The following is a 25,869-nucleotide window of genomic DNA, read 5'->3' as shown; positions in this document are numbered from 1 at the left end:
ACTCTTAAGCATAACTATCCACCATGCGCAGGTTCGTTGTCGTGGGCCATAGGGCCGTCACTACTCCTAAATTTTCTCTGAACGATCTTCCCGGCGGAGCCGGACGGATGGACATCATCGCCAGATGTGTTAACGCATCGCTATTTCTGTCGCACGACCTGCGAAGGGATGTCGAGTTCTTCGCCATACTTCTTGGCGAGCCCACCCCGCCAGTCACCATCAAGTTCAGCGGCGAGCATGTGCGGTATCTCAGCCCGGACGAGCGGAGTCCTGCAGCCTTGATTAAGAAGGCGCTGGAGAGAGGCATACCTGTCGAAGGTGAGGCTGAGGCGACGCCTGGCGTGTACATCTCGAAGCGGTCGTTCGCCGATCTGATCAACGGCATGGATAATCTTGTATACCTGCACGAGGACGGGGAGGACATCCGGAGCGTGGAGCTGACAGGCAACGAAACCTTTGTGCTGAGCGATCACCAGAACCTGACTCCCGAAGAGGAGGCGGTGCTGGAAGCGAAGGGCGCGAAAAAAGTCAGCCTCGGCAAGAAACTGTACCACGCCGACCACTGTATTGTCATGGTGAACTGGGAGACCGACCGGCGCTGAGGCGCCGGAAGAGCCCGGGCCTCATTCTGTTTTCCATTCGAATGACTACTGATAGTATACCAGAGTAAATAATAATTACAAGGAGACTTTTGCATAATTCACTCGATGATCGTTGTCCTGGGGTTTGCTCCCTGTTTAACCTGGTAGAGTACTTGTATCTGTCGTGCTATCAGGGTGAGTCCGGTCTTTACAGTAACTCGAAGGATTCCGGTAGTTTTTACTCGTTTTAAGGTGAGGTGCTCTTTCAACAGGTAGTTCGTGTACTCGCAGTGCATCCTGTTTTTATATAATTTGTTCATGGTGATGTCGTGGAAGGGGATGTACTCCTGTATTCGGTACCTGGGTAGCTCTTTCTTCGTGTTCCGCCGGTTAACTCGGTTGATCAATGGTATGCCGATCGGGTATATGCGTTCCAAGTGCTCTTTAGAGTCATAGGCAATGTCAGCGAACAATCCCTTAACAAGGAGTATGCGACTGCCCATTTTCCTCTGTAATGGCAGTAGTTGTGTAGTGTCATGCATGTTGGCAGGAGTGACAATACTGCAGATCGGCGCCAGTGTAATCAGATCGTAAAGTAAGTGGATTTTGTACCCGTAGTACATTTTATCATTGATGTGATCGTACCCCCATGAGGCCTCAGGATCACTCCGGGTGAACGCAGGGAGGCTGGTACTGTCTACCCCAACCATGCTCATGAAATCCGGGTTTTTCTTCCAGATCATGCTTGTCAACAGGACCATGATCCGGTCGGTGTCTACCTGGTCTTTGAATCTGCTGAACGTGCTCTCACTAGGTAATTGGTCGAAGCCGAGAATCCGCATTTTATAATTGTCGCCCTTGAGTATTCTTACTAGTTCACTGACACTCGAGAGATTTGCCAGTTCCATGTAGAGAAGTGCTCGTAGCAAGGCGATCCGACTGTACTGGGGAGGCCTCCCAATCTTATTATTCTTCTCGAGGTATCGGAAACGCTGCCAGTCAACCGCTTCCAGCATCATGAGCGGTATGTCAGAAAGTATTTTACAATGGCAATCGAAGCAAGAAACGGGCATCTGCCAGCCCGTACCAACGTTTTTACTATGCATAAAAACGCCAACGGCTGCAATGCCCATATACTTGTTATCGACTTATGCAAAAGTCACAATTACAAGTATAGCCTATCCTATACTGGTGGTTTATTGAGAAGCATCAGTCCTCACGATACCAGTTTCGATCCTGTGCACCCTGTTCTTGAGCCCCCTGTCTTAAACTATGCCGGCTTCCTTATCCGGCTGGTGGCATTTCTGATCGACTCTCTAATAATGGGCGTTATCGGATTTATCATCATGATCCCTGCCATGATCATCTACTTTACGGCGTTTTTCATGAGCACCGCCTCAGAAGATCTCGGCGTCATGCTGATTATGATCGCAGTCCTTGTGCTCCTCATCTCGATCCTGGTAGTGATCGCCGCGATGGTGGTGTACAGCGCGTGGTTCGAGAGCTCGAAGTATCAGGGCACTCCCGGGAAAATCCTGCTCAGGCTAAAGGTGGTCGGCGAAGACGGCGAGCGCATCAGCTTCGTGACAGCGGCGCTCAGGTACATCCTCAAGATGCTGTTCAGCAATTTCTTCTACATCGGCTTCATCTTCATCCTGCTCAACGATAAAAAACAGGGGCTGTATGACCTGCTGCTGAAGACCTGCGTGATAAAAGACGAGTGATTTTTTATTTTTTCCTCTGAGACAGAATAAAGTAAAGAGGGCCAGCGCGGGCCTACTTTTTCTCTCCACAACCGCAGGACTGCTCAGTGGTGCTGCTACCACAGCAGCCCCCGTCCCCGCAGACTTCCGGCCCTCCGGTGAGCGCCGCACGAATCATGGCGGCAGCGCAGCCTACTCCGCTCTGGACCTTGATGGCGCCCGAGGGACAGTTGAGCTGGCAGGCGCCGCACTCCATGCAGGCCTCCTTGCGCTCCAGCTTTGCCACGGTCTTCGCCTTCATCAGCAGGTTTGTGCTCTTGCGCTCTTCCTGCCCGAAGACGGCGTGAGGGCAGACGTTCCAGCACATGCCACAGCCGACGCACTTGTCCGGGTAGTACTCCAGCGTATTGTCTGTGTAAGAGTTGAACATCAGATCACCTTCAGGAAATTAAGTGCTGCCACTGTCAGCTGAATGAGAGTGCCAATGCCAGCCATGACTGCCATTACCGGTATGTACCTGTAGATCTCCTTGCGGACGCCAGTCCTGGACGGGTACGGCGTCGAGCCGGTAAAGTTCAGGGACAGGTAGGCCGTGATGGGCGGCATGATCAGCAGGAAGGTCAGCATCCACAAAACCGTCCAGACAGTCGCAGGGGAGTTGCTCAGGTATGTGTACCCGGCGAACGGGAGTGCCAGTACCAGCCCGAGGAACAGCCCTTTGGTGCTGTAGTCCTTCGTGGGCAGGTACGGGAGCAGCACCGGGAAGAGCACTACGCCTGCAAGCACTGCTGTCACGGCCGCGAGGGCGGAGACCAGGCCGCCGGTGAGAAAGCCGGCGATCGTAAGCAGTATCGCCGGGATCAGGGAGGCGACCAGCTCCACAGGTATCAGCACGATCCGGTCTGCCACCGGGAACTTCACTCTGCGCATCTCCGGTGTGGCCTTTCCTGTTCTCAGGTACTCCGGGATATCGGCAGCCCGGATGGGGCCGTATTCCACCTTGAACCCGCTTCGCTTAGTCACTTCGAATGCATTGACGCCCGGAGCGCCAAGCTGAGGCAGGATGAGTTTCTTATGGGACACGACGTTAGCCAGCCCAGTCAATGCTATCCTGTTGACAAGCTCATCTGTCCCGAAGGTGCCTTTTCCGGCAGCGCACCAGACGTTGATGCCATAGGTATTAAGGACAAGTATATAGCAATCGATACCTTTCAGCGAGGATCGCAGGGCGTCGAAGCTTAAGGTATAGTTCGCGGTCACGAAGACTGGCGACTCTTTCGTGGGTTTGCCCAGCGCATACAGGCCGGGCTCTACCAGGTGCTCATTGCGCTTCCAGGACCAGCGTGCAAGGAAGTGGTCGAATCGATTTTTCCAGGTTATTTCACTGTCGATCTCAGTTACCGTCGATTTTGCGAGCGATGCTTCCACGTCTAAGCCCTCCTACTCCGGATCCAGTTCCTTCACCATCGGCCCAAGCATGTCCTTGACCATGCCTGCCAGGGCATCCGCCTTAACTAAGGACATGCAGCAGATTGAGCCGTCTTTCTCCCAGCTCACGATGGCCAGCTTGTCCCCGGGCTTGATGCCCGCCCGGTCTCTCAGATCTTTCGGGAGCACCATCTGCCCCCGTTCGTCGACGCTAACCAGCGCTTCGACCTTCCAGGGCTGCAATTGGGGCTTTGCAGGCGTATCACAGCAGCCTGGCTCTGGCGCGTTCTTCGACTTCTTTACCATCGTATCACAATCACCTCTACAGCGGTATCCTATATAAGTATTCTGATTATTCAGAATATTCTGATTTAGTTGATAATTCTTGTGCTAGTTCTATGCAATCCAGCTCAGCAGAACTTCTCTCATTCGTTCCGGAGCTTTCCTGCCCTCGCTGGTAGGGTAGCCGAAGACCAGCGTCGCCATCAGCCCGTACCCTTTCGGGACTTTCAGCTCTTCCCTGGTTTTCCTGTCCGTCCCGAGCGGGGCGGCGAGGCCGATCCAGCAGCTGCCCAGCCCGAGCGAAGCTGCAGCTTAAAAATTTTATTGCAAAATACTCGTTATTTCATCTTGAAGCGGCAATAGTGAACTATATTATTCAGACATGAGACTTTTGCATAATTTATCCGATGATTGTGGTCCGGGGGTTTGCTCCTTTAACTAGCTGGTAGAGTACTTGGATTTGTCGTGCTATCAGTGTGAGTCCGGTCTTTATAGTAACTCGAAGGATTCTGGTAGTTTTTACTCGTGTTAGGGTGAGGTGTTCTTTTAAAAGGTAGTTGGTGTACTCGCAATGCATCCGGTTTTTATATAATTTGTTCAGGGTGATATCGTGGAAGGGGATGAACTCCTGTATCCGGTACCTGGGAAGCTCTTTCTTAGTGTTTCTACGGTTAGTCCTGTTAATCATAGGTATGCCCAACGGGTAAAGACGTTCGATATGCTCTCTGGAATCGTAGGCAATATCAGCAAACAGCCCGTTCATCAATAGGCTGTGCGAGCCCATTTTCTCTAGTAGCGGCAAGACCTGTGTGGTGTCATGAATATTGGCTGGAGTCACTACACTGCAGATGGGCGCTAACGTGGGAAGATCGTACAGCAGGTGTATTTTGTACCCGTAATACATTTCGTCGGCGATATGATCGTAGCCCCACGCAGCGTCCGGATCTGTCTTGTTAAACGCCGGAAGGCTCGTGCTGTCCACTCCGACCATGCACATGAAATCCGGGTCTTTGTCCCGTATCATGCTCCTCAGAATCCGCATGATCCTGTCAATCTCAATGCTTTCTTTGAACCTGCTGAACGTGCTTTCGCTCGGCAATTGATTAAAGCCAAGGATCTCTAATTTATATAAATCACCGGCCAGTATTCTTACCAATTTACTAACGCTCGGAATACCGGCCAACTCCATGTAGACGAGGGCTTTGAGTAAAGCGATTTTACTGTAAATCGATGGCCTGCCACGCTTATTATTCTTCTCAACGAAGCTGAAACGCTGCCAGTCAACCGCTTCTATCATCTCAAGGTACGTGTCAGAAAGTATTTTGCATTGGCAGTCGAAGCAAGAAACGGGCATCTGCCAGCCCGTACAATCGTTTTTACTGAGCATAAAACCGATACGGCTAAGATGCCCATATACTTTTTACCGATTTATGCAAAAGTCTCTTATTCAGACATGCTTATTCATGAACTCTTCCGGGGTATAGACTTCATCGACCCACGTGAAGTGTTTCTTATTATTGGTGATCAATGGAATTTTACGCTTGTATGCATAAGCGCCGATGGCGTAGTCTACGGCGTGGGCCGACAGGTCGTACTTTATGAGCGCATTATTGGCCGCTATCAAGGCGAGCGACCTATCAAAGGGTACGATCTCGATATCCAGCCCTGCTAACGTACTGATAAAATTCGCCACAGATCCGTCCGTTCTCCTCATCTGATAGTACGAAAGCTCCATGAACGCATGGGCGGGGAGATAGCCTTTTACATTTTTCTCTTCCATCCAGAGCAGGAACTCCGGGCCACTGCTGAAGACATTTGTATCGAGGCAGACATCCATCAGTTTATCCTTCCCTGAACATTCTGTCGAAGCCTTTCCTGAATTCTTTGTCAGTTTTGTCGAGGTCCTTGAACCCCTCCACCATCTCGTAGACGAGGTCTTTCAGGCTCTTGATGACGATCCTGTCATCTTCTTCGATGAAGACTACTTTATCGCCTGGCTTTACCCCAAGCTTCTTTCGGACATCGCCTGGCAGAGTTATCTGGTTTTGACTCGATACTTTACTCGATACCGATTCCATTTATGATCACAATATTTTAAATGATACATCATACATTAAATGTTATTGCTGGATCATTTAAGTTGTATCGGGAAAGGTTTAAAATGTGCAAGCACATCATGAAATCCAGCAACATGACAATTCTGGATACAGCAAAACTCATCCTCAAGGAAGGCCCGATCTGCGATGCCTGCATGGGGCGGCAGTTCGGCAAGCTTTCGACCGGGCTGACCAACGCCCAGAGGGGCAACGCTATCAAGCTGACCTTATCGATGGAAGCGGCCGCAAACGGCGATATGGAACTACAGAAAGAGCTTGCGCCCACGCTGCCGCAGGCGAGAAAGCTCGTGGGCGGGGAAGAAGAGGAATGCTGGCTATGCAGAGGCCTGTTCCAGCGTCCCGAAAGGCTCACAGAGTACGCGGACAGGTGCGTCGAAGCCGCTCAGGGCTATGAGTACGACACGTTACTGGTAGGCACAAAGGTGCCACCTATCATGTCCGAGAAAGAGGAAGTGCTCTGGGCAGAGTGCGGCATAACTAACGCCGAGCCGCTGAAGTCCGAGCTGAACAGGGAAGTCGGCAAGCTGGTCTCCCAGATGACTGGCAAGCAGGTCGACTTCAAGCGCCCCGACGTGCTTTTCACCCTCCACCTCGCGGACGAGACGGTGAAGCTTCAGGTCCAGTCCTTGTTCATTTACGGCCGGTACAACAAGTACGTCCGGGATATTCCTCAGACCCGGTGGCCCTGCCGGGAGTGTGGCGGAAAGGGCTGCGAACGGTGCAAGAACACGGGCAAGATGTATACCAACTCTGTGGAAGAGCTGATCAGCCACAAGGTCATCGAGGCGTTCAAGGCCCATGACGGCGTGCTGCACGGCGCTGGCAGGGAGGATATCGACGCCATCATGGTGGGCGATGGCAGGCCATTCGTCATGGAGGTTATGGACCCCCACGTGAGGCACGTAGACCTGGCAGCACTGAAGGAGCAGATCAATGCCTATGCAGAGCCTAAGGTAAAAGTGTCTGACCTCGTATACGTGGGCAAGAATGCGGTCGAAGAGGTCAAGTCGCTCAAGGTCAACAAAGTATACAGGCTTAAAGTTATATACAATGAGGATATTTCAATAGAAACACTTAAATCTTCGATAGCTGCTCTATCTAACTCGGAGATACTTCAACGGACGCCTGAGCGAGTCGCACATCGACGTGCCGATCTCGAACGAATAAGGCACGTTTACGGTATCGACCTCGTAGAGCTGAACGCGGAGGAAAAGTACTTCGTGATCACTGTCCGCTGTGAAGGCGGGCTATATGTGAAAGAGCTTGTTTCCGGTGATAACGGCAGAACCCGGCCATCGCTGTCGGCGTTGCTCGGCATACCGGTCAAAGTTCAGGAACTCGATGTCACAAAGGTTGAAGGAGGAATATCATGGCAAGATCACATGGCGAGAGATTAAAGACGAGGCACAAGTTCAACAAGGATCTCAGGGCAAGAGGCCTCTCCCCGGTCAGCAAGGCTGTGCAGGAGTTTGAAGTCGGACAGAAGGTCCACATCGACATCGACCCGAGCGTCCACAAGGGCATGCCCTACCGCAGGTTCCAGGGACTTACCGGCGAGATTCTCGGCCAGGCAGGCCGCGCATGGTTCGTCGGCATCAGCGACGGTGGCAAGAAGAAGACCGTTATTGCCCGGTCACAGCACCTGAAGCCGCAGAAGAACAGCGCGTAAACAGCAGGGATCGTAATGATCATCAAGAAGGTAATAAGCGAAGAGTTACTCACCCTCCCGGAAGTCCGGGACATGCTCAACCAGATCAGGGATGAGCGTGAACAGGCCGGCGTAGAGCTCCGCTACGAACAGAAGCGGGCTGTGGAGCACGCCAACACGTTCTCCAAGACTGACGGCAAGGCTTCCCGGGAAATGGTCAACGAGCTTCTTACCCTTGAGAAGATGAAGCTCGACATCGCGATCAAGATCGCAAGCCTGTGTCCCCAGACCCGGGATGAGCTCAGGTCTATTTATGCAAAAGAGCGTTTCACACTGAGCGATGCCGAGCTGAAAGCCATCTTAGATATAGTAGCAAAATATATCTAAGCAATACTTTATTTTATCTTAAGTCAATATGCTATTATAACTTGGTAACCAATCAGGGTGAACTATCGATGACCACGACCCACGCTATCGACATCAAAGAGCAATATGCTTACGTTCTGGATTATATGCCCACGGGCCATGGGGACGATACCAGGCCCATCCACCTGAGGGAGCCGCTGGCCCAGGCCCTCGGCTCGGAGTATTTCATCCTGCTTGAGCTGGTCATGAAAGAAGGTGCTAAGGTGGAGATCGGGGGCAGGGTCTTCGTCGGCAAGGGCGATCGAGACGTGGTTAAGCGGGTCGAGAAGCGGCTGAAGTACGAAGAGCTATCCAACGGTGCCAAGCTTGAGCTGCCTTTCATGATCGAGAAGATCGTGAAAGAGAACGAGGCCAAGTACGTGGAATTCTTCAACATCGCCCAGCCGATCACCACCCGGCTGCACATGCTGGAGCTTCTCCCGGGCATCGGGAAGAAGATGATGTGGGCAGTGATCGACGAGCGTAAGAAAGGGAAATTCAAGAGCTTCAAGGATATAGAAGAGAGGATCAAAGGCTTGCATCATCCTGACAAGCTCATCGCCCGCCGCATAGAGGAAGAGATCAAGGACGAGACCATAAAATACAGAATGTACGCTAAGTAAGCGTACGAGTATTTCTGTCTCACCGGCATGTTCAGTGCCACCGGCATGTTACATGCCACCGGCACGTATCGTGCCGGCTTCACCGATTTTTTGGAGCACTAAAAATGGATCTCGCCCCCGATAAACGCAAGGACCAGCACTTTTTGATCGATCAGGCGGTACTCCACAGGATCGTGGATGCCGCCGCGCTTTCCTCTGACGAAGTCGTGCTCGAGATCGGCGCCGGCCCCGGCAATCTGACCCGGCTGCTGGCGCAGAAAGCCCGTCACGTCTATACAATCGAGATGGACCGGCGCTTTGCAGAAGCGCTCGAGGCCGACTTTCAGGGCTCTAATGTTACCGTCATCCATGGCAATGCCCTGAAAGTCGAGTTCCCCCGGTTCGACAAAGTGGTGGCTAACCTGCCCTACTCTATATCTTCAGACGTCACCTTCAAACTCCTGAGTTACCCTTTTAAGTTTGCCATCCTCATGTACCAGCGGGAGTTCGCGCAGAGGATGGCCGCTAAAGTGGGAGAGGAAGACTATTCCAGGCTGTCTGTCACGGTGCAGCATTTCGCCGATGTGAAGCTGCTCTTCAACGTCTCCCGGCGGGCGTTTAACCCGCAGCCCGAGGTCGAGTCGACTGTAGTTAAACTGACCCCGAGGCCTGCCGGCTATACTGTCGCAGATGAGGAGCTGTTTATGAAACTGGTCACCGCGGCGTTCGCCGGCAGGCGGAAGAAGCTGAAAAAGGCGCTGCTTAACGGGGCTCACATGATGGGCCTGAAAGACCCGCAGTCAGTCATTTCGGCGCTGCCTGCAGACGTGCTTGACAGGCGGGCAGAACAGGTGTCTCCAGAGGAGTTCGCACTCCTGGCCAATGAAGTGGCGAGGCTGGTGGCATGACCGTTCGGATTTACCGGGATAAAGAGTTCGAGCTGCTGGAAGGCGTCTACGATCCCGGGGACGACTCGTTCCTGCTTGTCGAAGCGGCGCTCAAGGATATCCGGGCGGGCGAGAAGGTGCTCGAAGTGGGTACGGGCTCAGGCGTCGTCTCGTTTTTCGTGAAAGATGTTACCCGCGTCATAGCCACGGACATCAATCCGATCGCCTGCCAGAACGCCCGCCTCAACGGGGTCGAAGTCGTGAGGACCGACCTGTTCAGCGGCATCTGCGGCCAGTTCGACGTCATCATCTTCAATCCCCCCTATCTTCCGACATCAGAGGACGAAAAGCTCGATACCTGGCTCAACCGGGCGTTCGACGGCGGCCCGGACGGCAGGGATGTCATCAGGCAGTTCCTGGCCGGGGTCAAACGGATACTGCCGATCGGAGGCCGGGTTTTGACTGTGTTCTCATCCCTGACCGACATCGACGCCGTGGCCGAACTGTACCGGCAGCACGGCTTTTCTGTGGAGACCGTTGCGAGGGAAAAGGTGCCTTTTGAAGTGCTGGTCGTGTTCAAATGCGTCCGGCTATCCTGATCATCATCACCGTTGCAGTCGCTTATTACTACATGAGCACTAAAAAGTAGGCACGGGGAAGCATACCCCATCCATTTTTCTTTTGCCATTAAAATTTGCTCAGCTTTTGCAGAACGCTCTCTATCAGGGGCCTTATTTGTCCCTCGCTGCCATCGGGTGACAGCCGGAAGTACAGGCTTCTTAAAAACATCTTCACGTTATTCCGGAGGTAGTCGTCCCCGGGGTGGGAGCCGCTCTTCTGGATATCTCCGAACCTCTCCAGCCACCCGGCGATCTCCCTATCGTCCAGGATTCCTCTCCCGAAGATGCCTACCACTGCCCTGGCCAGTCTTTCGTCTTCCTTGTGGATGTAGATGTAATTGCCGATGATCACTTTTTCGCTGATCACGTGCAGGATGTCCAGCAAATCCTGCTTATCCTCTAACTCCCCGCACTTCGCCAGCTCCCCCAGGACGTCTGCGGCATGCGCTGTGGAGTGAGCCCAGCCTTTTTCCCCGACGTAGCCTCTGACGTCTTTTTCCTCCGCCATATACCTGACCATTTTGGCCTTGACCTCACGGACGTCTTCCGGGGTGAGGAAGCTGTTCCTCCTGTGGGCGTCGAGGATCAGCGCCACAACCAGCAGCGAGAACGTCCTGGTGAAAACCGAGTCTGTCCCTTCTTCTCCGATCCTGTAAAAGGCGTGCGAGTCGTCCAGGCAGACATTCAGCAGGCGTTTCAGCTCTCCCGGAGAAAATTGATCAGTTTCTATCCAGCCGGCGAACGTCTCGTAGATGAGATCGTCTCGCAACACCGGATCTGTCGAGCCTATGCTGGCCAGCATCTCAGAGACAAGGCTGGTGTCCACCATACTCTGTCCTGGATTACCCCGAATGCTCGAGAGCCGCTCCTTCAGTGTCTGCACAGTTGTGGTCATCTTCTTCCACATGTCATACTGCAGTCAAGATGTTAATTATTACGGAGCCGCTTCACCGTTTCGTCCATTGGAGAGCTGCACTGTATTTATGATTAACTTGCTAATATATGACTGCTAACCGGTCTGTCTCCTGACAGGCGGAATCTGGTACGTCCCATCCAGCACTTGCGGTCGGGGCTGGTACATTCGCAGGATCAGGTAGAAGTCGCCTTCTGGCGTCGGCAGCCAGTTGGATTCTTTTCCTTCCGGGACGTCGTGCTGTATGTATATCTCCAGCGACCCGTCCGGATTATACTTTAAACCGGGGGTCCTGTCTCCTATCGAGTACCGGTAATATGGGTTGGGCACCAGCATGTAAGTGGTCGAGTTATACGCCGTGAGGGACCAGAAAGCGTCGACGGGCGGGAGGTTGCCGCTGCCAAAGCGGATGACGTACCTGTCGGCTCCGTTTAGCGGCGCCCCCTCGTTGCTGGTCATTGCTATGGCATACACTGCTTCTTCGGGGACGTTTGCCCCGAGGCCGCCTACTGCTATTGCGGCCCTTGTCAGGTAATCGCTGCCGTAGCTGCCCGTCTTTGTGTTCATCAGCCAGGTGGTGCCTTCTCCGCCACGCTGGTTTGCCCATGCTTCCTGGACGATCCGCTCGCCATCGACGATCGCCCGTGCCAGCCCGTCGCCTATCTCCTTGTTCAGCCCTGTACCGTACGGGGACTGAGGTTGCATCAGGCCTATCCGGCTGAAGCTGGCCATCAGTTTCTCCTCGCCTGCCGGGGGCGGGTTGTTCAGCATTGCGACCCGGAGTTCCTCGAAGAATTTCAGCCTCTCCTGCACGTTAGGGGAAGGCTTATACTGTTTGTAGTCTGCCAGAGTCAGGTTCTGGGCCGGCGCTGTCTGGTTTCCGAGCCGGCTCAGCGGCGTCAGCGTAAACTGGCTCTGGAGGGCCGCGGCATTCGGCAGGTCGTCGTAGCCGTTTACCAGTATTCTGCCGATGATCCAGACCGTGTTAGTCGGGGACTCGATCACCGTCATGTTTCCCGGCAGGCTGCCGTTCCAGCCCGGGCCGACGATGGCGAAGCTGCCTTCGCCTGTGCCGGTGGTCCGCCGGCCCACGCTGGCGAAATTATTTGTGTAGGCGTCGAGCAACTGCATGACATAATACCGATCGCCAGTATCCGGGACATGAAGGATGACCGGCTCTTTACCCAGCTCCAGCCAGGCGGTGGAGTACAGGGTATCCGCATTCGGAGTGACTACGTCAGTATCCTCGGGGGTGGCCAGCCTGGGGATGTGCCCGAACTGGTTCACCGGGGCATGGCCCGGGCCTGGAGTCGTCGTAAACACTTCCTCGGTCCGCTGCATGATAACCGGCGCGATCCCGTAGACGTAAGCCTGCAGCCCGATCTCGTACGACTGGTTTTCCAGCGACCTGGCGGGGTCGACAGGTCCGGTAAACGTAGTCATGTCTCCGTTGGTCGCCGTGACTGTCGCCGCCATCGGGTACGGCAGCACCATCATAAGTACTAGCAACATACAGGCAATTCTTGTCGCCCACGCCAGGCCTGAAGGGCGAGGCTCTCCGCTATCGACTTTTCTCATGGCCAATCCATCCCTGTGAATATAAGGTGATTATAATTATATATTTATTTCAGAATTATCTGACGCTCTGTCGTGCCGTCTCCCGGGCACCGGATACACCATATCTTGCCTAAAGAACGCCCTTTTTCTCTAGATTCCTGCTGCAGGTGCCGGCAACTATTATTTGATCGAGTGCAAAATAACTCTGTACGCGAGGATGGCTTCCGATGGTTGAATACGTCACTGCCGAAGAGATGCGGGCGCTCGAGGCGAACGCGGACTACTATGGTGTCAGCTATGGCACTCTTATGGAGAACGCGGGAAGAAAGGTCGCCGAAGTTTTACGGGCTCTATACGGCTGCAAGCGGGTACTGGTGGTATGCGGCAAGGGCAATAACGGCGGAGACGGGTTCGTCGCAGCCCGCTACCTGGCCATGTCGGGGTGCCACGTCTCCGTCATCCTGCTGGGCAGAGCGTCAGACGTGAAGAAAGGCCCGGCAGTAGAGAACCTGTTCAAGCTGCGGATGGCCAAAGTCGACGTCATGGAGATCGAGGCGCCAGAGATGCTGACACGGGAATCTTTCGAGGCCTGCGAAATCATTATCGACGCTATCCTGGGCACGGGCAGCTACGGCGTCGCCAGAGGCCTGGCAGCACGGGCCATCAACCTGATCAACAACAGCCCGGCCATCAAAGTCTCTGTCGATACCCCCAGCGGCTTCGATGCCCGTACCGGGCAGTGTCCGCTTTGCGTCAAGCCCGATCTGGTGGTTACTTTCCACGCCATGAAAAAGGGGCTGGAGCGTTATAACACAGAAGTGGTCGATATCGGCATACCTGAAAAGGCGATGACTCACGCGGGCCCGGGTGATCTGCTGTTAATAAAATCCCGGGGGGACTTCGAGCATAAAGGCCAGAGCGGCCGGGTGCTCGTAATCGGGGGCGGCCCTTATATCGGAGCCCCTGCGCTGACTGCCATGGCTGCTTTGCGCACCGGGGCGGACATTGTCACAGTCGCATCTCCCCGCCGGGCAGCAGACATTATCGCATCGTACTCTCCCAACCTGATCACTTATCCGCTCTCGGATCGCAACAAAATTACCGGTGCAGACGTTGATCTTTTGACGGAGCAGATCAGCCGGCACGACGTCATTGTTATGGGTATGGGTGCGGGGCACGATCCTGAAACGCTTAGAGCGCTGGGGGAAATCATGAAGCTGTGCGACAGGGTGGTCCTGGATGCCGACGCTCTTCAGCCCGAGATGCCGCTCAAAGGCATAGTAACCCCTCACCGCGGTGAGTTCAGGCGGATCAGCGGCATAGATGTCGCAGGCGACGGCCAGGAAGAAGCCAGAGAGTTCTCTCGATCGAAGAACCTGGTCACCCTGCTCAAAGGCCGGACTGACGTGATCACCGATGGCCAGCGGGTGAAGCTCAACAGCACCGGCAGCCCCGGGATGACGGTCGGGGGCACCGGCGACGTACTTGCAGGCATCACCGGAGCCCTGTATAGCGTGAACCCTGCTTTCGAGGCCGCAACCGCTGCTGCCTTTATCAGCGGAGCGGCCGGGGAGATGGCTTTCAGGGAAAAAGGCTACGGACTGCTGGCGACGGATGTCGTCCACTGTATTCCGTACGTGATGAAAGAGTTCAGGCAGCAGCAGGGCTAAGTGTTATAAACTACGGGAAATCTAAATTAACTGTTGCAACTATAGTGATTCGTGATACTGGAATTATTAAGTTCGGGAGCCAGAGCAATGCCAGCTAAGGATTTCACCCACGTGGATGGGGATAAGGTAAAGATGGTTGACGTGGGCGCCAAGGCAGACGTCCTCCGGATAGCAAAAGCACAGGGCACCATTCGCCTGACTAAAGATACGATGGCCCTGATCAAGGCAGGCAACGTCAAGAAGGGCAATGTGCTGGCTACCGCCCGGGTAGCGGGAGTTATGGCTGTGAAGCGCACCTGGGACTTGATCCCGCTCTGCCACCAGATTCCTGTGAGCGGCATCGACATCGACTTCGAGGTCGGAGAAGAAACCATCACTGCAGTAGTCGAAGTCCGCTCGACAGGGAAGACCGGGGTGGAGATGGAGGCGCTGACTGGTGTCAGCGTGGCGCTGCTGACTATCTGGGACATGGTCAAGTCCGCAGAAAAGGACTCTACCGGCAATTACCCGGAAACCCGCATCACCGACATTAAAGTTGTCCATAAGATCAAGGAGACTCCTGGCAAACCATGAGCGTAGAGACTTCGATGCACGTCAGGGTCGTGCTTGTCGAGCCAGCCTTCGAGGGCAACGTGGGATCTGTCTGCAGGGCTATGAAAAACTTCGGATTCGACGACCTCGTGCTGGTCCGCCCGTGCGAACTGGGCAATTCCGCGAAGGCGATGGCTTCTCACGCTCAGGACCTGCTTGCCAGCGCCGCCATCGTCGACACTGTCGAAGAGGCACTTGATGGCGTGAGCGTCATCGTCGGCACCACCGGGAAGCCCGGGAGTTCCACCCGCGAGCACATTCGAATGCCGTGCTTCAGCCCCCGGGAGCTGAAGACACTGCTGGAAGACAAGCAAGGCACTGTCGCCCTATTATTCGGCAAAGAAAACCACGGCCTTCCCAACGAAATCCTGGAGAAGTGCGGAGTAGTGCTCAGCATCCCGACGTCGGACGACTACCCTGTGATGAACCTTTCCCACGCCGTCGCTGTCGTGCTCTACGAGCTCGCCGATATCAAAGGCAACGATTTCCTGCTCGCGGACAGCGAGATGCAGGAGATCCTCTACCAGCACGTCGAGCAGCTGCTGGATAGCATCAACTACGCAGATTATAAAAAAGACAAAACCTCGTTAATGATCCGCCGCATCATCGGCCGGGCGATGATCAGCCCCCGGGAATACTTCACCCTCATGGGCCTGATCCGCGACATCCAGCTCGCGCTGGCCAGAGCCGAAGCCGGGCAGGACACCTCATGGGTGGAGAACAATTAACAAAAACGCTTTCCCGGCGCCTTTTTATCGTCATCTTTTTCTCTCCAAACGGAGATTATCTAGCATGAGACTGCTTGCGGTGACTGATTTTCACAACACGTTCGACCGGCTGCCGGATATCCTGGAAAGGGCAGGTAAGGTTGACGGAACGCTGATGGCGGGCGACTTTACCCAGTTCGGCCCGACTGAGCAGGCGAAGGCTTTGCTGGAGAAACTGCCGAGGCCGGTGCTGGCTGTACCGGGCAACTGTGACCAGAAGGATATTATCGACCTGCTACGGGAGGAGGATGCCAACCTCCACGAGAATAAGATACGCCTGGGCAACGTCACCTTCATCGGCATCGGAGGATCTAATCCTACGCCGTTCAACACCCCGATCGAGTTTTCGGAGGAGCACATAAAGGCCGAGCTGGAGCGGCTTCTGCACGGCGTGACGGGCCCCGTCGTGCTCCTGTCTCACGCGCCTCCCAAAGGGCACGTGGACGAGATCCCGGGAGGTATCCATGTGGGAAGCACGTCGGTGGCGGAACTGGCGCCTAAGTTTACGGCGATCGTATGCGGGCATATCCACGAGTCGAGGGGCATCTCTCACCTTGGCAAGACCGTCATCGTCAACCCGGGGCCGGCCTCGATCGGCAACGCCGCTATCCTGGAGATCGACGACAGCGGGCACGCGAAGGCCGACCTGATCTAAGGCTGGCGCCGTCTTCTCTTCGGAGGCACCCGGCGTCTTCCGGCGCCGGTTCTGCCGCCGTTTTCCTTTTTCTCGGCGTTGAGGCCCGGCACTACAATTTTGAAATAGTGGGTGATGATCACCAGCGCCATCGCCCCGAGGAACAGGCCTGGAACTCCGAAGATCACGGGGCCGATAATGTAGGCCAGCATTAGCAGCCCCACATCTACTTTGCCGTGGGAGACGAATGGCCTCAGTAGATAAGTAGGCAGGTTTTCGACCAAGACGAAGATGGCTATCGCCATCACGATCAGGTACCACCAGTACCTCGAGAACGACCCGTTCATGAGCGATTGCGCCAGGGCATATATCAAGATCGGTATGTCTACCATCCAGCCGCCGAGCACTGGCAACAGGGCCGCGATGCCGCTGAAGATGCCCAGCAGCACAGGGAATGGAATGAGGAAAGCAGGGTCCGGGGCGAAAAAGTTGAGGGCGCTGTACACCACCGTCGCAATGATGGCGAAGAATATGATGCTCAGGATGTTCCCGAAGAAGACCTTCTCGAAATCGTCGTCAACTGCTTTGACGTAGCGTACAAAGAGCCCGTCGTGCTCCTTCATCAGCCCCGGGAACGAGGACTTGAACCACCGGGCCAGTCGGTCGTCGTAGAGCAGGAGAAAGAAAGCCAGCAGTAACATCAGTATGGTCTTAAAAGCGACGTCTACAAGGGTCATGCCAGTGGCGTACAGCAGATCCTTGAGGCTGAAGAGCGAGCTGGAATAGGCGCTCAGCCGATCGTACCAGTCCTGCAGGACATTGCCCAGGCTCTCGTATTTAAAACTGCCATTCGTGAAAGACTGCTGTATCGCAGATATCGACGTGCTCAGGTTGGACAATTGTCCCGGGGGCAGCAAAGGTATATTCACCTGAGCCAGGAACGTATTCAGCTGGCCGACGGCGAACAGGATCAGGTACAGGATGATGGCAAGCAGCGGCAGCGTCAGCAGCAGGAGACATCCCAGCGCTACTACCGCCTCGTTTTTAATGTACTTCTGAAGCCGCCTTTTTACCGGCCGGGTGATGTAGTACATAAACATGGCAAAGACGATCGGGGTAACGTAAGGCAGGCTAATCCACACGATAAAAATGACTATCGCCATTCCCAGCAAGGCCCATTTGGCCTCGTAGAGCTTTGTCAGAAGGCTCTGCATATAATTAAATGTTTGGGTTCATCTGCTTAATTCTATGAGCCAGTATTACGCGATGCCTTCGTGAAAGTACTAAAAGCGCAAGATGCTGCTGAACGCCTCCTTAGCGGGCTTTGACCTTCACATTTTACTCAGCCTGCTGGTGTGCCGCTCCCTGGCTATCGCCTCGTCTTTCCCGAGCGGGTGGTGGCCATACCCATGCCGTAGCAGGGCGACTGCTCTGTTACTATCCTGTCCGCTGCCCCTGGAGGCGAACAGGCTCATGACCGAAGCGGAGATGATCGGCACTGCAATCTCCCTCTCGATGGCGTACTGGACAAGCCAGTTGACCTCACCCGTATCCTCCACATAGGTGGGTATGCTGTCAAAGTTCTGTTCTCGAAGCCCCTTTGCCATCAGCTCTACCAGCCAGCCCCTGATGACCGAGCCGTGGGACCAGTTCTCGAACACCTTCTCCAGGTCGAACTGGTATTCGCCGTGCCTGAGCAGTTCTACGCCTTCGCCAATCGCATGATTCATACCGAACTCAATGCCGTTATGCACCAGCTTGGCATAATGCCCCGAACCCGGGCTGCCTGTGTAGAGCACACCTCCATCGACGGCCAGTTTCTTCAGGACCGGCTCCGCGAGCTCAAACCCTTCACGGCTGCCGCCGACCATGAAACACGCCCCTGTCCGGGCTCCGTCCACTCCGCCGCTGGTACCGCAGTCGAGCAACCTGAAGCCCTTTTTCCGGAGGGCCTCTTCTCTGGCCACGGAATCCCTGAAGAACGAGTTACCTCCATCCATCAGCACGTCCCCTCGCTCCAGGTGGGGGATCAGGCTTTCTATGACTTGATCAATGATCTGGCCGGCGGGCAACGACAGGTAGATGATCCGGGGGGTTCTCAGGAGTCTGGCAAACTCCTCATACGTATCGGCTATATGAATGCCTCGCGTGGCGAAGTCCGGATGGCTGTGCTTCGAATGTGCCACCACCTCCACTCCTTTCTCGACGGCTTGCAGGGCAAGGCTGCCGCCCATTCTTCCCAGTCCTATTATCCCGAGCTGCAAATTATCACCATCTGCTATCTGGCGGGTGCGGTGAAAACTGTTAATGTTACTGACAGCGGGGCTCTCAAGCCGACTTACGCGGGCATCCTCGACTAATAATTCGACCATCGTGTGCAATACAGAGTACGCAGATACTACTCCGCGCTAAATCTATGCGATCGACTCTACACCGGGCTCACTAAAGCGCAAGGTTTATAAATCTAAGATGTATTTTACATATCAAGCAAAGCAGTCTTTTCTCTGTTATCACTGCGTAGCCTCAAGGTAAGTTTCAAAAACCAACTGCGCCAGCTTAACGGGGAAAGGGTTATATATACAAATAAAATATTAATATGTGACTAATTTTGTGTCCATTCTTAAGGGGAGTTTTGATGGAAGACAAACAGTACAAAGGCACTACTACCATCGGAATAATATGCGACCAAGGCGTGGTCCTCGCTACTGAGCGCAGGGCTACCATGGGTAACTTCATCGCGAGCAGGGATGCTCAGAAGATCTATCGCATTACTGATAACGCAGCTATGACTATTGCAGGCTCGGTGGGTGACGGCCAGAGGCTGGCACGCATTCTGCAGGTCGAGGCTAAGTTGTTCGAGCTGAGGCGCCACGGCAGCATGTCGATCAACGCGCTATCTATGCTCCTCTCTAACATCCTCGCAGAGATGCGCTATGCGCCCTACTATGTCCAGGTACTAATCGGCGGCTTAGACAAGGCCGGCCCGAAAATATACTCTCTGGACCCGCTCGGAGGCCGGATTGAGGAGGAGAAGTTCGTCTCTACCGGCTCGGGCTCGCCCATCGCTTACGGCGTACTGGAAGACCGGTACAAGCCCGGCATGAGCGTCGAGGAGGGCGTCGAGCTCGCAGCCAGGGCCCTGGAGTCCGCGATGAAGAGAGACTCTGCCTCGGGCAACGGCATGCAGTTCTGCGTGATTACTGCCGAAAAATTCGAAATCTTCGAGAGGGAGGTAAGCAAGCAGGTCATCAACGCTTGATTTGCTTACTCTCTTTTTTATTATGTCATAGGTGAAAAAACGATGACCATAGACGATGTTTTAAATGAACTCAGGGCGAAGATAGCCGATAAGCTCCCTAAGGGCATCACTATCTCCGGCCTCGAGTTCGAGGGGCCTGAGCTTGTTATCTACACGACCGAGCCCAGGGCTTTTGCCGATAACGGTGACATCATCCGATCGCTGGCAAAAGACCTCCGCAAGCGGATCGTGGTCAGGCCCGATCCGAAAATGCTGCTGGATGCAGAGCAGGCCATCGATAAGATTAAGCAGATTGTGCCGGCTGAATCCGGCCTGAGCGACTTTTATTTTGACCCCGATACCGGGGAAGTCATCATCGAAGCCGAAAAGCCCGGCCTTGTCATAGGCAGGCATGGCTCTACCCTGAGGGAGATCACCAAGCACATCGGCTGGACTCCTAAAGTCGTGCGCACGCCGCCCATCGAGTCCAAGACTGTCAAAGACATCAGGCAGTACCTGCGTACTGTAAAAGACGACCGCAAGCAGATCCTGAAAACCATCGGCAGGAAGATCCACAGGCCTGTCTCTACCAAAGACCAGTGGATTCGTGTCACCACTCTGGGCGGCTGCAAAGAAGTGGGAAGAAGCTCTTTCCTGCTGAGCACGCCCGAGACCCGGATTCTCATCGACTGTGGTGTCAACACTGGCGCAGAGAGCAACGGTACCCCGTACCTGTACGTGCCCGAAGTGAGCCCGCTCTCCAGCATTGACGCAGTTGTCATCACCCACGCCCACCTTGATCACTGCGGCATCGTGCCGCTGCTGTTCAAATACGGCTATGAGGGTCCCATTTATGCGACGCCGCCGACCAGAGACCTGTCAGCTCTGCTGCAGCTCGACTACATCGAAGTGGCGAACCGTGAGGGCAAGAGGCCGCCATACGACTCCGCGTTGATCAGGGAAGCCCTGAAGCGGACGATCACGCTGAACTACGGCGACGTCACAGACATCGCCCCCGACGTGAGGCTGACCTTCTACAACTCCGGCCACATCCTCGGCTCCGCCATCGCCCACTTCCACATCGGCGAAGGCCTGTACAACGTAGCATTTACCGGCGACTTCAAGTATGAGAAGAGCAAGCTGTTCGACGCAGCGGTCAATAACTTCCCCCGGGTAGAAACTGTCATCATGGAATCTACCTATGGCGGCATGCACGACATGCAGCCCGCCCGCAGGGAAGCCGAAATCGAGATCCAGCAGGTCATCAAGCAGACCCTCGCCAGAGGCGGCAAAGTCCTGATCCCGACCTTCGCGGTAGGCAGAAGCCAGGAAGTCATGATCGTGCTCGAAGAGGCCATCCGCCGCGGCATCATCGACAATGTGCCGGTGTACCTCGACGGCATGATCTGGGAAGCGACCGCCATCCACACCACGTATCCAGAATATTTGAACGTGGAGCTGCAGGACATGATCTTCCACAAGGGCCAGAACCCGTTCCTGTCACCCTCTTTCGTGCAGGTCGACTCCCCGCAGAAGAGGGAGAAGATCCTCGCAGACCCGTCCCCATGTATCGTGCTCGCAACATCGGGCATGATGAACGGCGGGCCGGTCATGGAATACCTGAAGACCTACGGCCACGACAGGCGGAACACGCTGATCTTCGTCGGCTATCAGGCTGAAGGTACTCTCGGCCGCAGGATCCAGAAAGGCTGGAACGAGCTCCCGATGTCCGTCGGAGGCAAGACCGAGATCATGAAGATCAACCTCCAGGTTACCACCGTTGACGGTTTCTCCGGTCACTCCGACCGCCGCCAGCTGATGGAGTACGTGAAACGCATGGACCCGAGGCCCGAGAGGATCATTACCAACCACGGTGACGAGAACAAGTGCCTCGACCTCGCCAGCTCTATCTACAAGAAGTACAAGCTGGAAACCAAGTCTCCGATGAACCTGGAGACAATTCGACTGATATAATTTCGAGGGGGCCAGCCCCTCGGCTTCTTTTCTTTTAGATACTTTCTTATACCCTTCCACGTAACGTGATCATGGACTGGCGCTTATGCAAGTGACCTCTATGATGACTATTCTTCCTGAGATGACCAGAGCTGAGATGGAGCAGCTGCTGGCTGAAGAGCGCGTCGGAAGAGTCGGGCTGAACGACGATCCTCAGCCCTATATCGTTCCGACCGACTTCGCATACCTGGGCGGCGTAATCTACATACACACTCCTGCCGCAGGCAGAAAAGCCAGGCTGGCCAGAAGTAACCCCCACGTCTGCTTCGAAGTCGACCGGTACAACAGCACCGTCACGGACTTCCAGAGCATCATCATCCGGGGCAGGATCACCGAGGTTTCCAGCCCCGACGAGCGCCGCAAAGCCATGCAGATGCTGGCCGAAAAAGCGGCCAGATCAGGCGGAGTCATACCCCATGGCAAGTCCCCTGGCAACTCCGCCAGAATCGCGATTTTCAAAATAGATATCGGAGACATGACCGGGATCAAGTCGCCGGCTAACGGGCACCCCTAATAAAGTTGAAATATTGTAGGAACAACTGCGGCATGGAGACAGCATTGCACCAGTACTCTAAGGCCTATTTTTCTAACCACGGCGGCACAGCGACACTGAGACAATTGCGATCTACAACAACCAGATGGTAAATAGAACCACGGCGGCACAGCGACACTGAGACAATGGCGTACAGATAATACTGAACTCTTTTTTAGATCCACGGCGACACGGAGACAGCCCATTAATCAATAACGGCTTACTGTCAAGGTGTTTCAGTATCTCCTTATGATCTCGTGACCGGTAAACCACTTTCTATAGTGATTCCTGGTTTATCCAGTATATTAACAATAGACGGATTGTCTCCGTGCAGTCAGTCCGCCGTGCCGCTGTGGATCAATAAAAAAGGAGACTTGCTATTCAGGTACGGTTATCGCCGTGTCGCCGTGCCGCCGTGGTTAGAAACATTTGTTTTCCAGTTGTCAGGATAAGGGTCAGTGCCGCCATGGTTAGAACGCCTGATCTAATTCATTTTGCCCGGCGCATCTTTACAGGTGCACTTCCTGACTTCGGGCACTGTGGTGATGCAGCCGACGACGTAGCTGGCGAGGACGGTTTCGATCTTTTTCATGGCTTCGAGGACTTCCTCGTGGGTGACGACCTTCGAAATGCCTGCCGCATAGTTGGTGGCTACTGATATGCCGGCATAGCACATGCCCAGCTCTCTGGCCAGGACTACTTCGGGCACTCCGGTCATGCCCACCACGTCGCCGCCGAGCGTGGCGTACATCCTGATCTCGGCAGCCGTCTCGAACCTCGGCCCCTCGGTGCAGACGTAAGTGCCTTTATCGTGCAGCCGGATGTCTCCCCTGGGCGCGGATAGGATGCACTGGCGCAGATCATGGCAGTACGGCTCGGTCATGTCGGTGTGGACGACACAGCCGTCCTCGTCGAAGAACGTGATGGGACGGGCTTTAGTGAAATCCAAAAACTGGTCGAGCAGGACGAAATCGCCCGGCCGGATCGCTTCCCGCAGGCTGCCCACGCTGGAGATGCCGATGATGCGCTCGATGCCTGCCTCTTTCAGCGCTATGACGTTAGCCCGGTAGTTGATCCTGTGCGGAGCGCAGGTGTGGCCCTCTCCGTGCCGGGGCAAAAAGACGAATTCGGCGCCCTTCTCGTTCTCGTAAAAGAATAGCGTGGCGTCTCCATACTTAGTCCTGACTACCTTCTTCTCTTTCAGATTACAGCCGGGCACACAATAGAACCCGCTGCCGCCAATGATCGCCGTACGGGGCATAGCCTGATATATTCCGGCATATCCATAAAAGGCTTCCGCAGGCCGGAGTCTACCACTCAGCACAGCGATTCTATCTCACCACAGAGATGCACAGAGAAACGGCTTACCACAGAGGCACAGAGAAACACAGAGACGCACAGAGCAATTTCCTATTTTGAGGATAGCGGATGCTGAACTTTTTCGGTAATGCCAACTCTATAAGCCTGACACACATAAGCTGATCCATAAGCTAAAAGAAAGATATGGGCACGCTTTCCGATTATAATGTAAATCTCTGTGCGTCTCTGTGCCTCTGTGGTGAATCGTACCTTGTGGGTCTCTGTGGTGAGCCATGCGAACGACGCATCGTGATAGCTTATTTCCGGCACACGAAAAGCCCGTACCCGAAGTGCCCGACATACTTGTACATCTTCTGCGTAGTGTCGATAATTCTCTTGGCTTCCGGGTTGGTGGCATAGAGCCACATAGTCTTGAGCGTCGAGATCAGGAAGGTACCCATTCCATCGGCCTTCTTCGCTTCCAGCTCGACCTGCGGGTCGGCCACATAGTGAGAGGCCTCGACTGTCGGGAAATGCTTCTTAAAGGTCTCCTTCCAGTCCTCATAGGTCATATACCCCTGGCTGGTCTTCGAGGAAAATGCGTTAAAGATCTCTTCGAGGTCCTTTATATCGTCTTTCAGCTTTTCGTTGGAGGCTCTGGTGATGCAGACTTCGTTGTCGCAGACGATGCCGCCGGGCTTGACTACCCTGCGGTACTCTGATATGGCTTTCGCCACGTCCTCGACGAAAATCGTGACCGATTCCACGAACACAGCATCAAAGCTGTTATCCTCAAAAGGCAGCTCTCTCGCATCACCCTGGAGGAACTTTGCCTTCCCGTCCAGCCGCAGCTTTTTCGCCAGCGCCGAGGATTTTTCCACCATGGCCGGCATGATGTCTATGCCTGTGACAGCGCAACCGTGATCTCCGGCCAGCCTGCACGAGGTTTTGCCGATGCCGCAGCCCACGTCAAGCACTTTCATGTCCGGGTTAATCTTCGCCTTTTCGATCAGTATATCTGTGGCGGCTTTGCCGCCGATGTGCCTGGCATAGCCTGTGGAGGCAAGCATATCCAGGTAAGAAAAGTTTTTTTCGCTGTCGCCCACGCCTTTTACCCCGGATATTATTATTCACGGCATTTTATATACAATGTGGCTTTTAAAAGCGGCTACGACTACTGAACCTCAGTAGTGCCATTTCATTGTTCCACTCAAACTCAACGATGGGTATATACTTATACACGTACAATTGCCGTTTAAGCTTGCGTGAAGACCCATGACTCCGGTGCCCCAAAAATCTCTGGTGAGAGATGAAAGCCTTCAACAATACAACCGGTTTTCCGTCGAAGATTTTGCGGCTTTCTGGAAGTACGCTTTTCAAAAGCGGCGTATAGGTCTCCTCATCTATCCCGCGGTATGCCTAGTCCTTTTGCTGGGCTACTATCAGCTCGTCCAGTATTATACTGGTAACGTCCTCAGCGTGGACGCACTGGTTGTATCAGTACTGACGGTGGGCCTGTTCGCGCTCTTCTTCATCTACCTCCCCTCGATGCCCGGTGAATACCAGTACCGGTTCAACGGAAAGCTTCGAGAGGACCTGGCACCGGGCGAGATACGGCAGCTGCTCATGGACCTCCTCGCAAAATCGCTTGAACAGGCGTCGGTGATACTCACAGTCCTCCTGGCCGCATGCGTGACAATATACCCGGCCGCAAAGGGCCTGATGCTGCCGGATTTCTGGGCATGGGTCTTAGTCGGAGGGACGGGCATCAACATCTACCTGCTCTCGCTCGTCATAGTTTCCCTGGGCAAGTTTAACCGGGAGCATTTGAGTAAGACTTTTATCGTCGAGGAGTACCATAGGTATACCAGCTTAGACAACTATAAAAAGCTGTTAACGATTCTTGGTATTGTCGATCTTGTGGGGATCATCATTCTGGTAGCAACTCAGCTTTCCGGGCTCTGAGCGACATACGTAACCACTCGCCTAATAAAAAATGGATTTTCAGGTAAAGGCTATGAAAAATTAGAAGTTGGCCTTGTATAGGTCGAAAATACCGCCAGGCACGCCAAGGAGCCAAGCTCGCCAAGAGCTAATTTTTCATAGAACGCCAAACTATAATTTTTGTGATCGTCGTGGTTCCGATCGAAAAAGTTCCTGGCGTGCCTGGACCCTTGACATTCCATGAAAAATCTGGGTCCGGGAGGTATTGAGAGGTCGGAGAGGAGGTCGGAGAGGTTCACGGAGTTCAGAGAGAACGTTCAAGCTGGGAGGTCAGGGAGGTCATGGGGGTCAGAGAGGAGGTTATGTGAGTACCCGGAGGTCAGAGAGAATTAACTTAAAAAATCCTCTCAGACCTTTCCACACTCCAAGACCTCCTCT

29 protein-coding genes and 1 pseudogene are annotated in these 25,869 nt (G+C 54.2%); 16 read left to right on the top strand and 14 right to left on the bottom strand.

Translation table 11 applies throughout. From position 1 onward, the window contains the following. The first annotated feature begins 23 nt into the window (after positions 1-23). On the top strand, positions 24-602 hold the full coding sequence (trmY, locus tag RCI_RS04170; protein WP_012035148.1) for a tRNA (pseudouridine(54)-N(1))-methyltransferase TrmY: 579 nt from the start codon (positions 24-26) through the stop codon (positions 600-602). A gap of 98 nt (positions 603-700) precedes the next feature. Here trmY and RCI_RS04165 read toward each other — a convergent pair whose 3' ends face one another. Next, on the bottom strand, positions 701-1,687 hold the full coding sequence (locus RCI_RS04165) for a transposase (protein ID WP_012034999.1): 987 nt from the start codon (positions 1,685-1,687) through the stop codon (positions 701-703). Between the two features lie 93 nt (positions 1,688-1,780). On the opposite strand from RCI_RS04165, the gene RCI_RS16120 reads away from it, so the two are divergent. Further along, complete coding sequence (locus RCI_RS16120) at positions 1,781-2,305, top strand: RDD family protein (protein WP_158308868.1); 525 nt, start codon at positions 1,781-1,783, stop codon at positions 2,303-2,305. 52 nt (positions 2,306-2,357) lie between these two features. Here the strand turns inward: RCI_RS16120 and hgcB are convergent, their stop codons facing one another. The 7 genes and pseudogenes from hgcB to RCI_RS04130 all read right to left on the bottom strand — a co-directional run bounded on the left by hgcB (position 2,358) and on the right by RCI_RS04130 (position 6,072). Next, a complete protein-coding gene (gene hgcB / locus RCI_RS04155) occupies positions 2,358-2,714 on the bottom strand; it encodes a mercury methylation ferredoxin HgcB (RefSeq protein WP_012035145.1) in 357 nt (118 codons plus the stop codon). Then, on the bottom strand, positions 2,714-3,712 hold the full coding sequence (hgcA, locus tag RCI_RS04150; protein WP_012035144.1) for a mercury methylation corrinoid protein HgcA: 999 nt from the start codon (positions 3,710-3,712) through the stop codon (positions 2,714-2,716). Before hgcA ends, hgcB begins: the two co-directional genes overlap by 1 nt. Before the next feature lie 12 nt (positions 3,713-3,724). Then, the gene (gene hgcC / locus RCI_RS04145) at positions 3,725-4,018 is read right to left on the bottom strand and encodes an HgcAB-associated protein HgcC (protein WP_081477276.1); all 294 of its coding nucleotides are present in this window, start codon (positions 4,016-4,018) and stop codon (positions 3,725-3,727) included. Positions 4,019-4,108: 90 nt separating this feature from the next. Continuing rightward, positions 4,109-4,294, bottom strand: a pseudogene (locus RCI_RS17455) (nitroreductase family protein); the annotation flags it as partial. 100 nt (positions 4,295-4,394) lie between these two features. Next, positions 4,395-5,381 carry a transposase gene (locus tag RCI_RS04140; RefSeq protein ID WP_012035141.1) on the bottom strand — a complete coding sequence of 329 codons (987 nt, stop codon included), beginning with the start codon at positions 5,379-5,381 and terminating at the stop codon, positions 4,395-4,397. A 60-nt stretch (positions 5,382-5,441) separates the two neighbouring features. Beyond that, a complete protein-coding gene (locus RCI_RS04135) occupies positions 5,442-5,831 on the bottom strand; it encodes a type II toxin-antitoxin system VapC family toxin (protein ID WP_012035140.1) in 390 nt (129 codons plus the stop codon). 4 nt (positions 5,832-5,835) lie between these two features. Beyond that, positions 5,836-6,072, bottom strand: coding sequence for an AbrB/MazE/SpoVT family DNA-binding domain-containing protein (locus tag RCI_RS04130; protein ID WP_012035139.1), 237 nt, complete (start codon positions 6,070-6,072; stop codon positions 5,836-5,838). Positions 6,073-6,185: 113 nt separating this feature from the next. Here RCI_RS04130 and RCI_RS04125 point away from each other — a divergent pair, with 113 nt between their 5' ends. From RCI_RS04125 to RCI_RS04100, 6 genes are all read left to right on the top strand, one after another. After that, positions 6,186-7,508: a tRNA pseudouridine(54/55) synthase Pus10 gene (locus RCI_RS04125; protein WP_012035138.1), complete on the top strand. Its 1,323-nt coding sequence runs from the start codon at positions 6,186-6,188 to the stop codon at positions 7,506-7,508. Next, on the top strand, positions 7,481-7,780 hold the full coding sequence (locus tag RCI_RS04120) for a 50S ribosomal protein L21e (protein ID WP_012035137.1): 300 nt from the start codon (positions 7,481-7,483) through the stop codon (positions 7,778-7,780). The genes RCI_RS04125 and RCI_RS04120 overlap by 28 nt, the downstream gene beginning before the upstream one ends. Before the next feature lie 15 nt (positions 7,781-7,795). After that, the gene (locus RCI_RS04115; protein WP_012035136.1) at positions 7,796-8,146 is read left to right on the top strand and encodes an RNA polymerase Rpb4 family protein; all 351 of its coding nucleotides are present in this window, start codon (positions 7,796-7,798) and stop codon (positions 8,144-8,146) included. A gap of 68 nt (positions 8,147-8,214) precedes the next feature. Next, on the top strand, positions 8,215-8,787 hold the full coding sequence (locus tag RCI_RS04110) for a DUF655 domain-containing protein (RefSeq protein WP_012035135.1): 573 nt from the start codon (positions 8,215-8,217) through the stop codon (positions 8,785-8,787). 104 nt (positions 8,788-8,891) lie between these two features. Beyond that, positions 8,892-9,674 carry a 16S rRNA (adenine(1518)-N(6)/adenine(1519)-N(6))-dimethyltransferase RsmA gene (gene rsmA / locus RCI_RS04105; RefSeq protein ID WP_012035134.1) on the top strand — a complete coding sequence of 261 codons (783 nt, stop codon included), beginning with the start codon at positions 8,892-8,894 and terminating at the stop codon, positions 9,672-9,674. Further along, on the top strand, positions 9,671-10,252 hold the full coding sequence (locus RCI_RS04100; protein WP_012035133.1) for a HemK2/MTQ2 family protein methyltransferase: 582 nt from the start codon (positions 9,671-9,673) through the stop codon (positions 10,250-10,252). Before rsmA ends, RCI_RS04100 begins: the two co-directional genes overlap by 4 nt. 88 nt (positions 10,253-10,340) lie before the next feature. On the opposite strand, the gene RCI_RS04095 is transcribed toward RCI_RS04100, so the two are convergent. Together RCI_RS04095 and RCI_RS04090 are read right to left on the bottom strand one after the other, a co-directional pair. Continuing rightward, positions 10,341-11,168, bottom strand: a complete 828-nt coding sequence (locus tag RCI_RS04095) for a DUF2785 domain-containing protein (protein WP_012035132.1) — start codon at positions 11,166-11,168, stop codon at positions 10,341-10,343. A 114-nt stretch (positions 11,169-11,282) separates the two neighbouring features. Continuing rightward, on the bottom strand, positions 11,283-12,764 hold the full coding sequence (locus tag RCI_RS04090) for a DUF1254 domain-containing protein (protein WP_012035131.1): 1,482 nt from the start codon (positions 12,762-12,764) through the stop codon (positions 11,283-11,285). Between the two features lie 206 nt (positions 12,765-12,970). Here RCI_RS04090 and RCI_RS04085 point away from each other — a divergent pair, with 206 nt between their 5' ends. The 4 genes from RCI_RS04085 (at position 12,971) to RCI_RS04070 (ending at position 16,426) form a co-directional block, all read left to right on the top strand. After that, the gene (locus RCI_RS04085) at positions 12,971-14,413 is read left to right on the top strand and encodes a bifunctional ADP-dependent NAD(P)H-hydrate dehydratase/NAD(P)H-hydrate epimerase (RefSeq protein ID WP_012035130.1); all 1,443 of its coding nucleotides are present in this window, start codon (positions 12,971-12,973) and stop codon (positions 14,411-14,413) included. 87 nt (positions 14,414-14,500) lie between these two features. After that, positions 14,501-14,986 carry a cyclic pyranopterin monophosphate synthase MoaC gene (gene moaC, locus RCI_RS04080; RefSeq protein ID WP_012035129.1) on the top strand — a complete coding sequence of 162 codons (486 nt, stop codon included), beginning with the start codon at positions 14,501-14,503 and terminating at the stop codon, positions 14,984-14,986. Continuing rightward, positions 14,983-15,732: an RNA methyltransferase gene (locus RCI_RS04075; RefSeq protein ID WP_012035128.1), complete on the top strand. Its 750-nt coding sequence runs from the start codon at positions 14,983-14,985 to the stop codon at positions 15,730-15,732. Before moaC ends, RCI_RS04075 begins: the two co-directional genes overlap by 4 nt. 64 nt (positions 15,733-15,796) lie before the next feature. After that, positions 15,797-16,426 (top strand): metallophosphoesterase, encoded by a 630-nt coding sequence (locus RCI_RS04070; protein WP_012035127.1) that lies wholly within the window; start codon positions 15,797-15,799, stop codon positions 16,424-16,426. On the opposite strand, the gene RCI_RS04065 is transcribed toward RCI_RS04070, so the two are convergent. Together RCI_RS04065 and gnd are read right to left on the bottom strand one after the other, a co-directional pair. Continuing rightward, positions 16,423-17,619, bottom strand: coding sequence for an AI-2E family transporter (locus RCI_RS04065; protein ID WP_012035126.1), 1,197 nt, complete (start codon positions 17,617-17,619; stop codon positions 16,423-16,425). The genes RCI_RS04070 and RCI_RS04065 overlap by 4 nt on opposite strands. Positions 17,620-17,736: 117 nt before the next feature. Then, positions 17,737-18,669, bottom strand: a complete 933-nt coding sequence (gene gnd / locus RCI_RS04060; protein ID WP_012035125.1) for a phosphogluconate dehydrogenase (NAD(+)-dependent, decarboxylating) — start codon at positions 18,667-18,669, stop codon at positions 17,737-17,739. 371 nt (positions 18,670-19,040) lie between these two features. Between gnd and psmB the strand changes: the two genes are divergently transcribed. The 3 genes from psmB to RCI_RS04045 all read left to right on the top strand — a co-directional run bounded on the left by psmB (position 19,041) and on the right by RCI_RS04045 (position 22,170). Beyond that, on the top strand, positions 19,041-19,664 hold the full coding sequence (gene psmB, locus RCI_RS04055; protein ID WP_048198008.1) for an archaeal proteasome endopeptidase complex subunit beta: 624 nt from the start codon (positions 19,041-19,043) through the stop codon (positions 19,662-19,664). Positions 19,665-19,706: 42 nt separating this feature from the next. Further along, positions 19,707-21,617: a beta-CASP ribonuclease aCPSF1 gene (locus tag RCI_RS04050; protein ID WP_012035123.1), complete on the top strand. Its 1,911-nt coding sequence runs from the start codon at positions 19,707-19,709 to the stop codon at positions 21,615-21,617. 100 nt (positions 21,618-21,717) lie between these two features. Continuing rightward, positions 21,718-22,170, top strand: coding sequence for a pyridoxamine 5'-phosphate oxidase family protein (locus RCI_RS04045; protein WP_048198006.1), 453 nt, complete (start codon positions 21,718-21,720; stop codon positions 22,168-22,170). Between the two features lie 502 nt (positions 22,171-22,672). On the opposite strand, the gene mtnP is transcribed toward RCI_RS04045, so the two are convergent. Both mtnP and RCI_RS04035 read right to left on the bottom strand, forming a co-directional pair. Next, positions 22,673-23,449, bottom strand: coding sequence for an S-methyl-5'-thioadenosine phosphorylase (mtnP, locus tag RCI_RS04040; protein WP_012035120.1), 777 nt, complete (start codon positions 23,447-23,449; stop codon positions 22,673-22,675). A 355-nt stretch (positions 23,450-23,804) separates the two neighbouring features. Next, positions 23,805-24,593, bottom strand: a complete 789-nt coding sequence (locus RCI_RS04035) for a class I SAM-dependent methyltransferase (protein WP_012035119.1) — start codon at positions 24,591-24,593, stop codon at positions 23,805-23,807. A 178-nt stretch (positions 24,594-24,771) separates the two neighbouring features. On the opposite strand from RCI_RS04035, the gene RCI_RS04030 reads away from it, so the two are divergent. After that, the gene (locus RCI_RS04030) at positions 24,772-25,452 is read left to right on the top strand and encodes a hypothetical protein (protein WP_158308867.1); all 681 of its coding nucleotides are present in this window, start codon (positions 24,772-24,774) and stop codon (positions 25,450-25,452) included. Positions 25,453-25,869: the final 417 nt, after the last annotated feature.

It is taken from the genome of Methanocella arvoryzae MRE50 (genome assembly GCF_000063445.1).
Classification (GTDB): domain Archaea; phylum Halobacteriota; class Methanocellia; order Methanocellales; family Methanocellaceae; genus Methanocella_A; species Methanocella_A arvoryzae.
The sequence above is the reverse complement of the archived record's forward strand: the minus strand, read 5'-3'. Positions and strand labels throughout refer to the sequence as shown.

Excerpts from the sequence above, each read along its gene's own strand:
- RCI_RS04085 (WP_012035130.1), top strand. The coding sequence starts at position 12,971 with ATGGTTGAATACGTCACTGCCGAAGAGATGCGGGCGCTCGAGGCGAAC.
- RCI_RS04115 (WP_012035136.1), top strand. The coding sequence starts at position 7,796 with ATGATCATCAAGAAGGTAATAAGCGAAGAGTTACTCACCCTCCCGGAA.
- RCI_RS04135 (WP_012035140.1), bottom strand. The coding sequence starts at position 5,831 with ATGGATGTCTGCCTCGATACAAATGTCTTCAGCAGTGGCCCGGAGTTC.
- RCI_RS04165 (WP_012034999.1), bottom strand. The coding sequence starts at position 1,687 with ATGCATAGTAAAAACGTTGGTACGGGCTGGCAGATGCCCGTTTCTTGC.
- RCI_RS04045 (WP_048198006.1), top strand. The coding sequence starts at position 21,718 with ATGATGACTATTCTTCCTGAGATGACCAGAGCTGAGATGGAGCAGCTG.
- hgcB (WP_012035145.1), bottom strand. The coding sequence starts at position 2,714 with ATGTTCAACTCTTACACAGACAATACGCTGGAGTACTACCCGGACAAG.
- RCI_RS04050 (WP_012035123.1), top strand. The coding sequence starts at position 19,707 with ATGACCATAGACGATGTTTTAAATGAACTCAGGGCGAAGATAGCCGAT.
- RCI_RS04125 (WP_012035138.1), top strand. The coding sequence starts at position 6,186 with ATGACAATTCTGGATACAGCAAAACTCATCCTCAAGGAAGGCCCGATC.
- RCI_RS04100 (WP_012035133.1), top strand. The coding sequence starts at position 9,671 with ATGACCGTTCGGATTTACCGGGATAAAGAGTTCGAGCTGCTGGAAGGC.
- RCI_RS04110 (WP_012035135.1), top strand. The coding sequence starts at position 8,215 with ATGACCACGACCCACGCTATCGACATCAAAGAGCAATATGCTTACGTT.
- hgcC (WP_081477276.1), bottom strand. The coding sequence starts at position 4,018 with ATGGTAAAGAAGTCGAAGAACGCGCCAGAGCCAGGCTGCTGTGATACG.
- rsmA (WP_012035134.1), top strand. The coding sequence starts at position 8,892 with ATGGATCTCGCCCCCGATAAACGCAAGGACCAGCACTTTTTGATCGAT.
- RCI_RS04095 (WP_012035132.1), bottom strand. The coding sequence starts at position 11,168 with ATGACCACAACTGTGCAGACACTGAAGGAGCGGCTCTCGAGCATTCGG.
- moaC (WP_012035129.1), top strand. The coding sequence starts at position 14,501 with ATGCCAGCTAAGGATTTCACCCACGTGGATGGGGATAAGGTAAAGATG.
- trmY (WP_012035148.1), top strand. The coding sequence starts at position 24 with ATGCGCAGGTTCGTTGTCGTGGGCCATAGGGCCGTCACTACTCCTAAA.
- RCI_RS04120 (WP_012035137.1), top strand. The coding sequence starts at position 7,481 with ATGGCAAGATCACATGGCGAGAGATTAAAGACGAGGCACAAGTTCAAC.
- psmB (WP_048198008.1), top strand. The coding sequence starts at position 19,041 with ATGGAAGACAAACAGTACAAAGGCACTACTACCATCGGAATAATATGC.
- RCI_RS04140 (WP_012035141.1), bottom strand. The coding sequence starts at position 5,381 with ATGCTCAGTAAAAACGATTGTACGGGCTGGCAGATGCCCGTTTCTTGC.
- mtnP (WP_012035120.1), bottom strand. The coding sequence starts at position 23,449 with ATGCCCCGTACGGCGATCATTGGCGGCAGCGGGTTCTATTGTGTGCCC.
- RCI_RS04075 (WP_012035128.1), top strand. The coding sequence starts at position 14,983 with ATGAGCGTAGAGACTTCGATGCACGTCAGGGTCGTGCTTGTCGAGCCA.
- RCI_RS04065 (WP_012035126.1), bottom strand. The coding sequence starts at position 17,619 with ATGCAGAGCCTTCTGACAAAGCTCTACGAGGCCAAATGGGCCTTGCTG.
- RCI_RS04130 (WP_012035139.1), bottom strand. The coding sequence starts at position 6,072 with ATGGAATCGGTATCGAGTAAAGTATCGAGTCAAAACCAGATAACTCTG.
- RCI_RS04070 (WP_012035127.1), top strand. The coding sequence starts at position 15,797 with ATGAGACTGCTTGCGGTGACTGATTTTCACAACACGTTCGACCGGCTG.
- RCI_RS04090 (WP_012035131.1), bottom strand. The coding sequence starts at position 12,764 with ATGAGAAAAGTCGATAGCGGAGAGCCTCGCCCTTCAGGCCTGGCGTGG.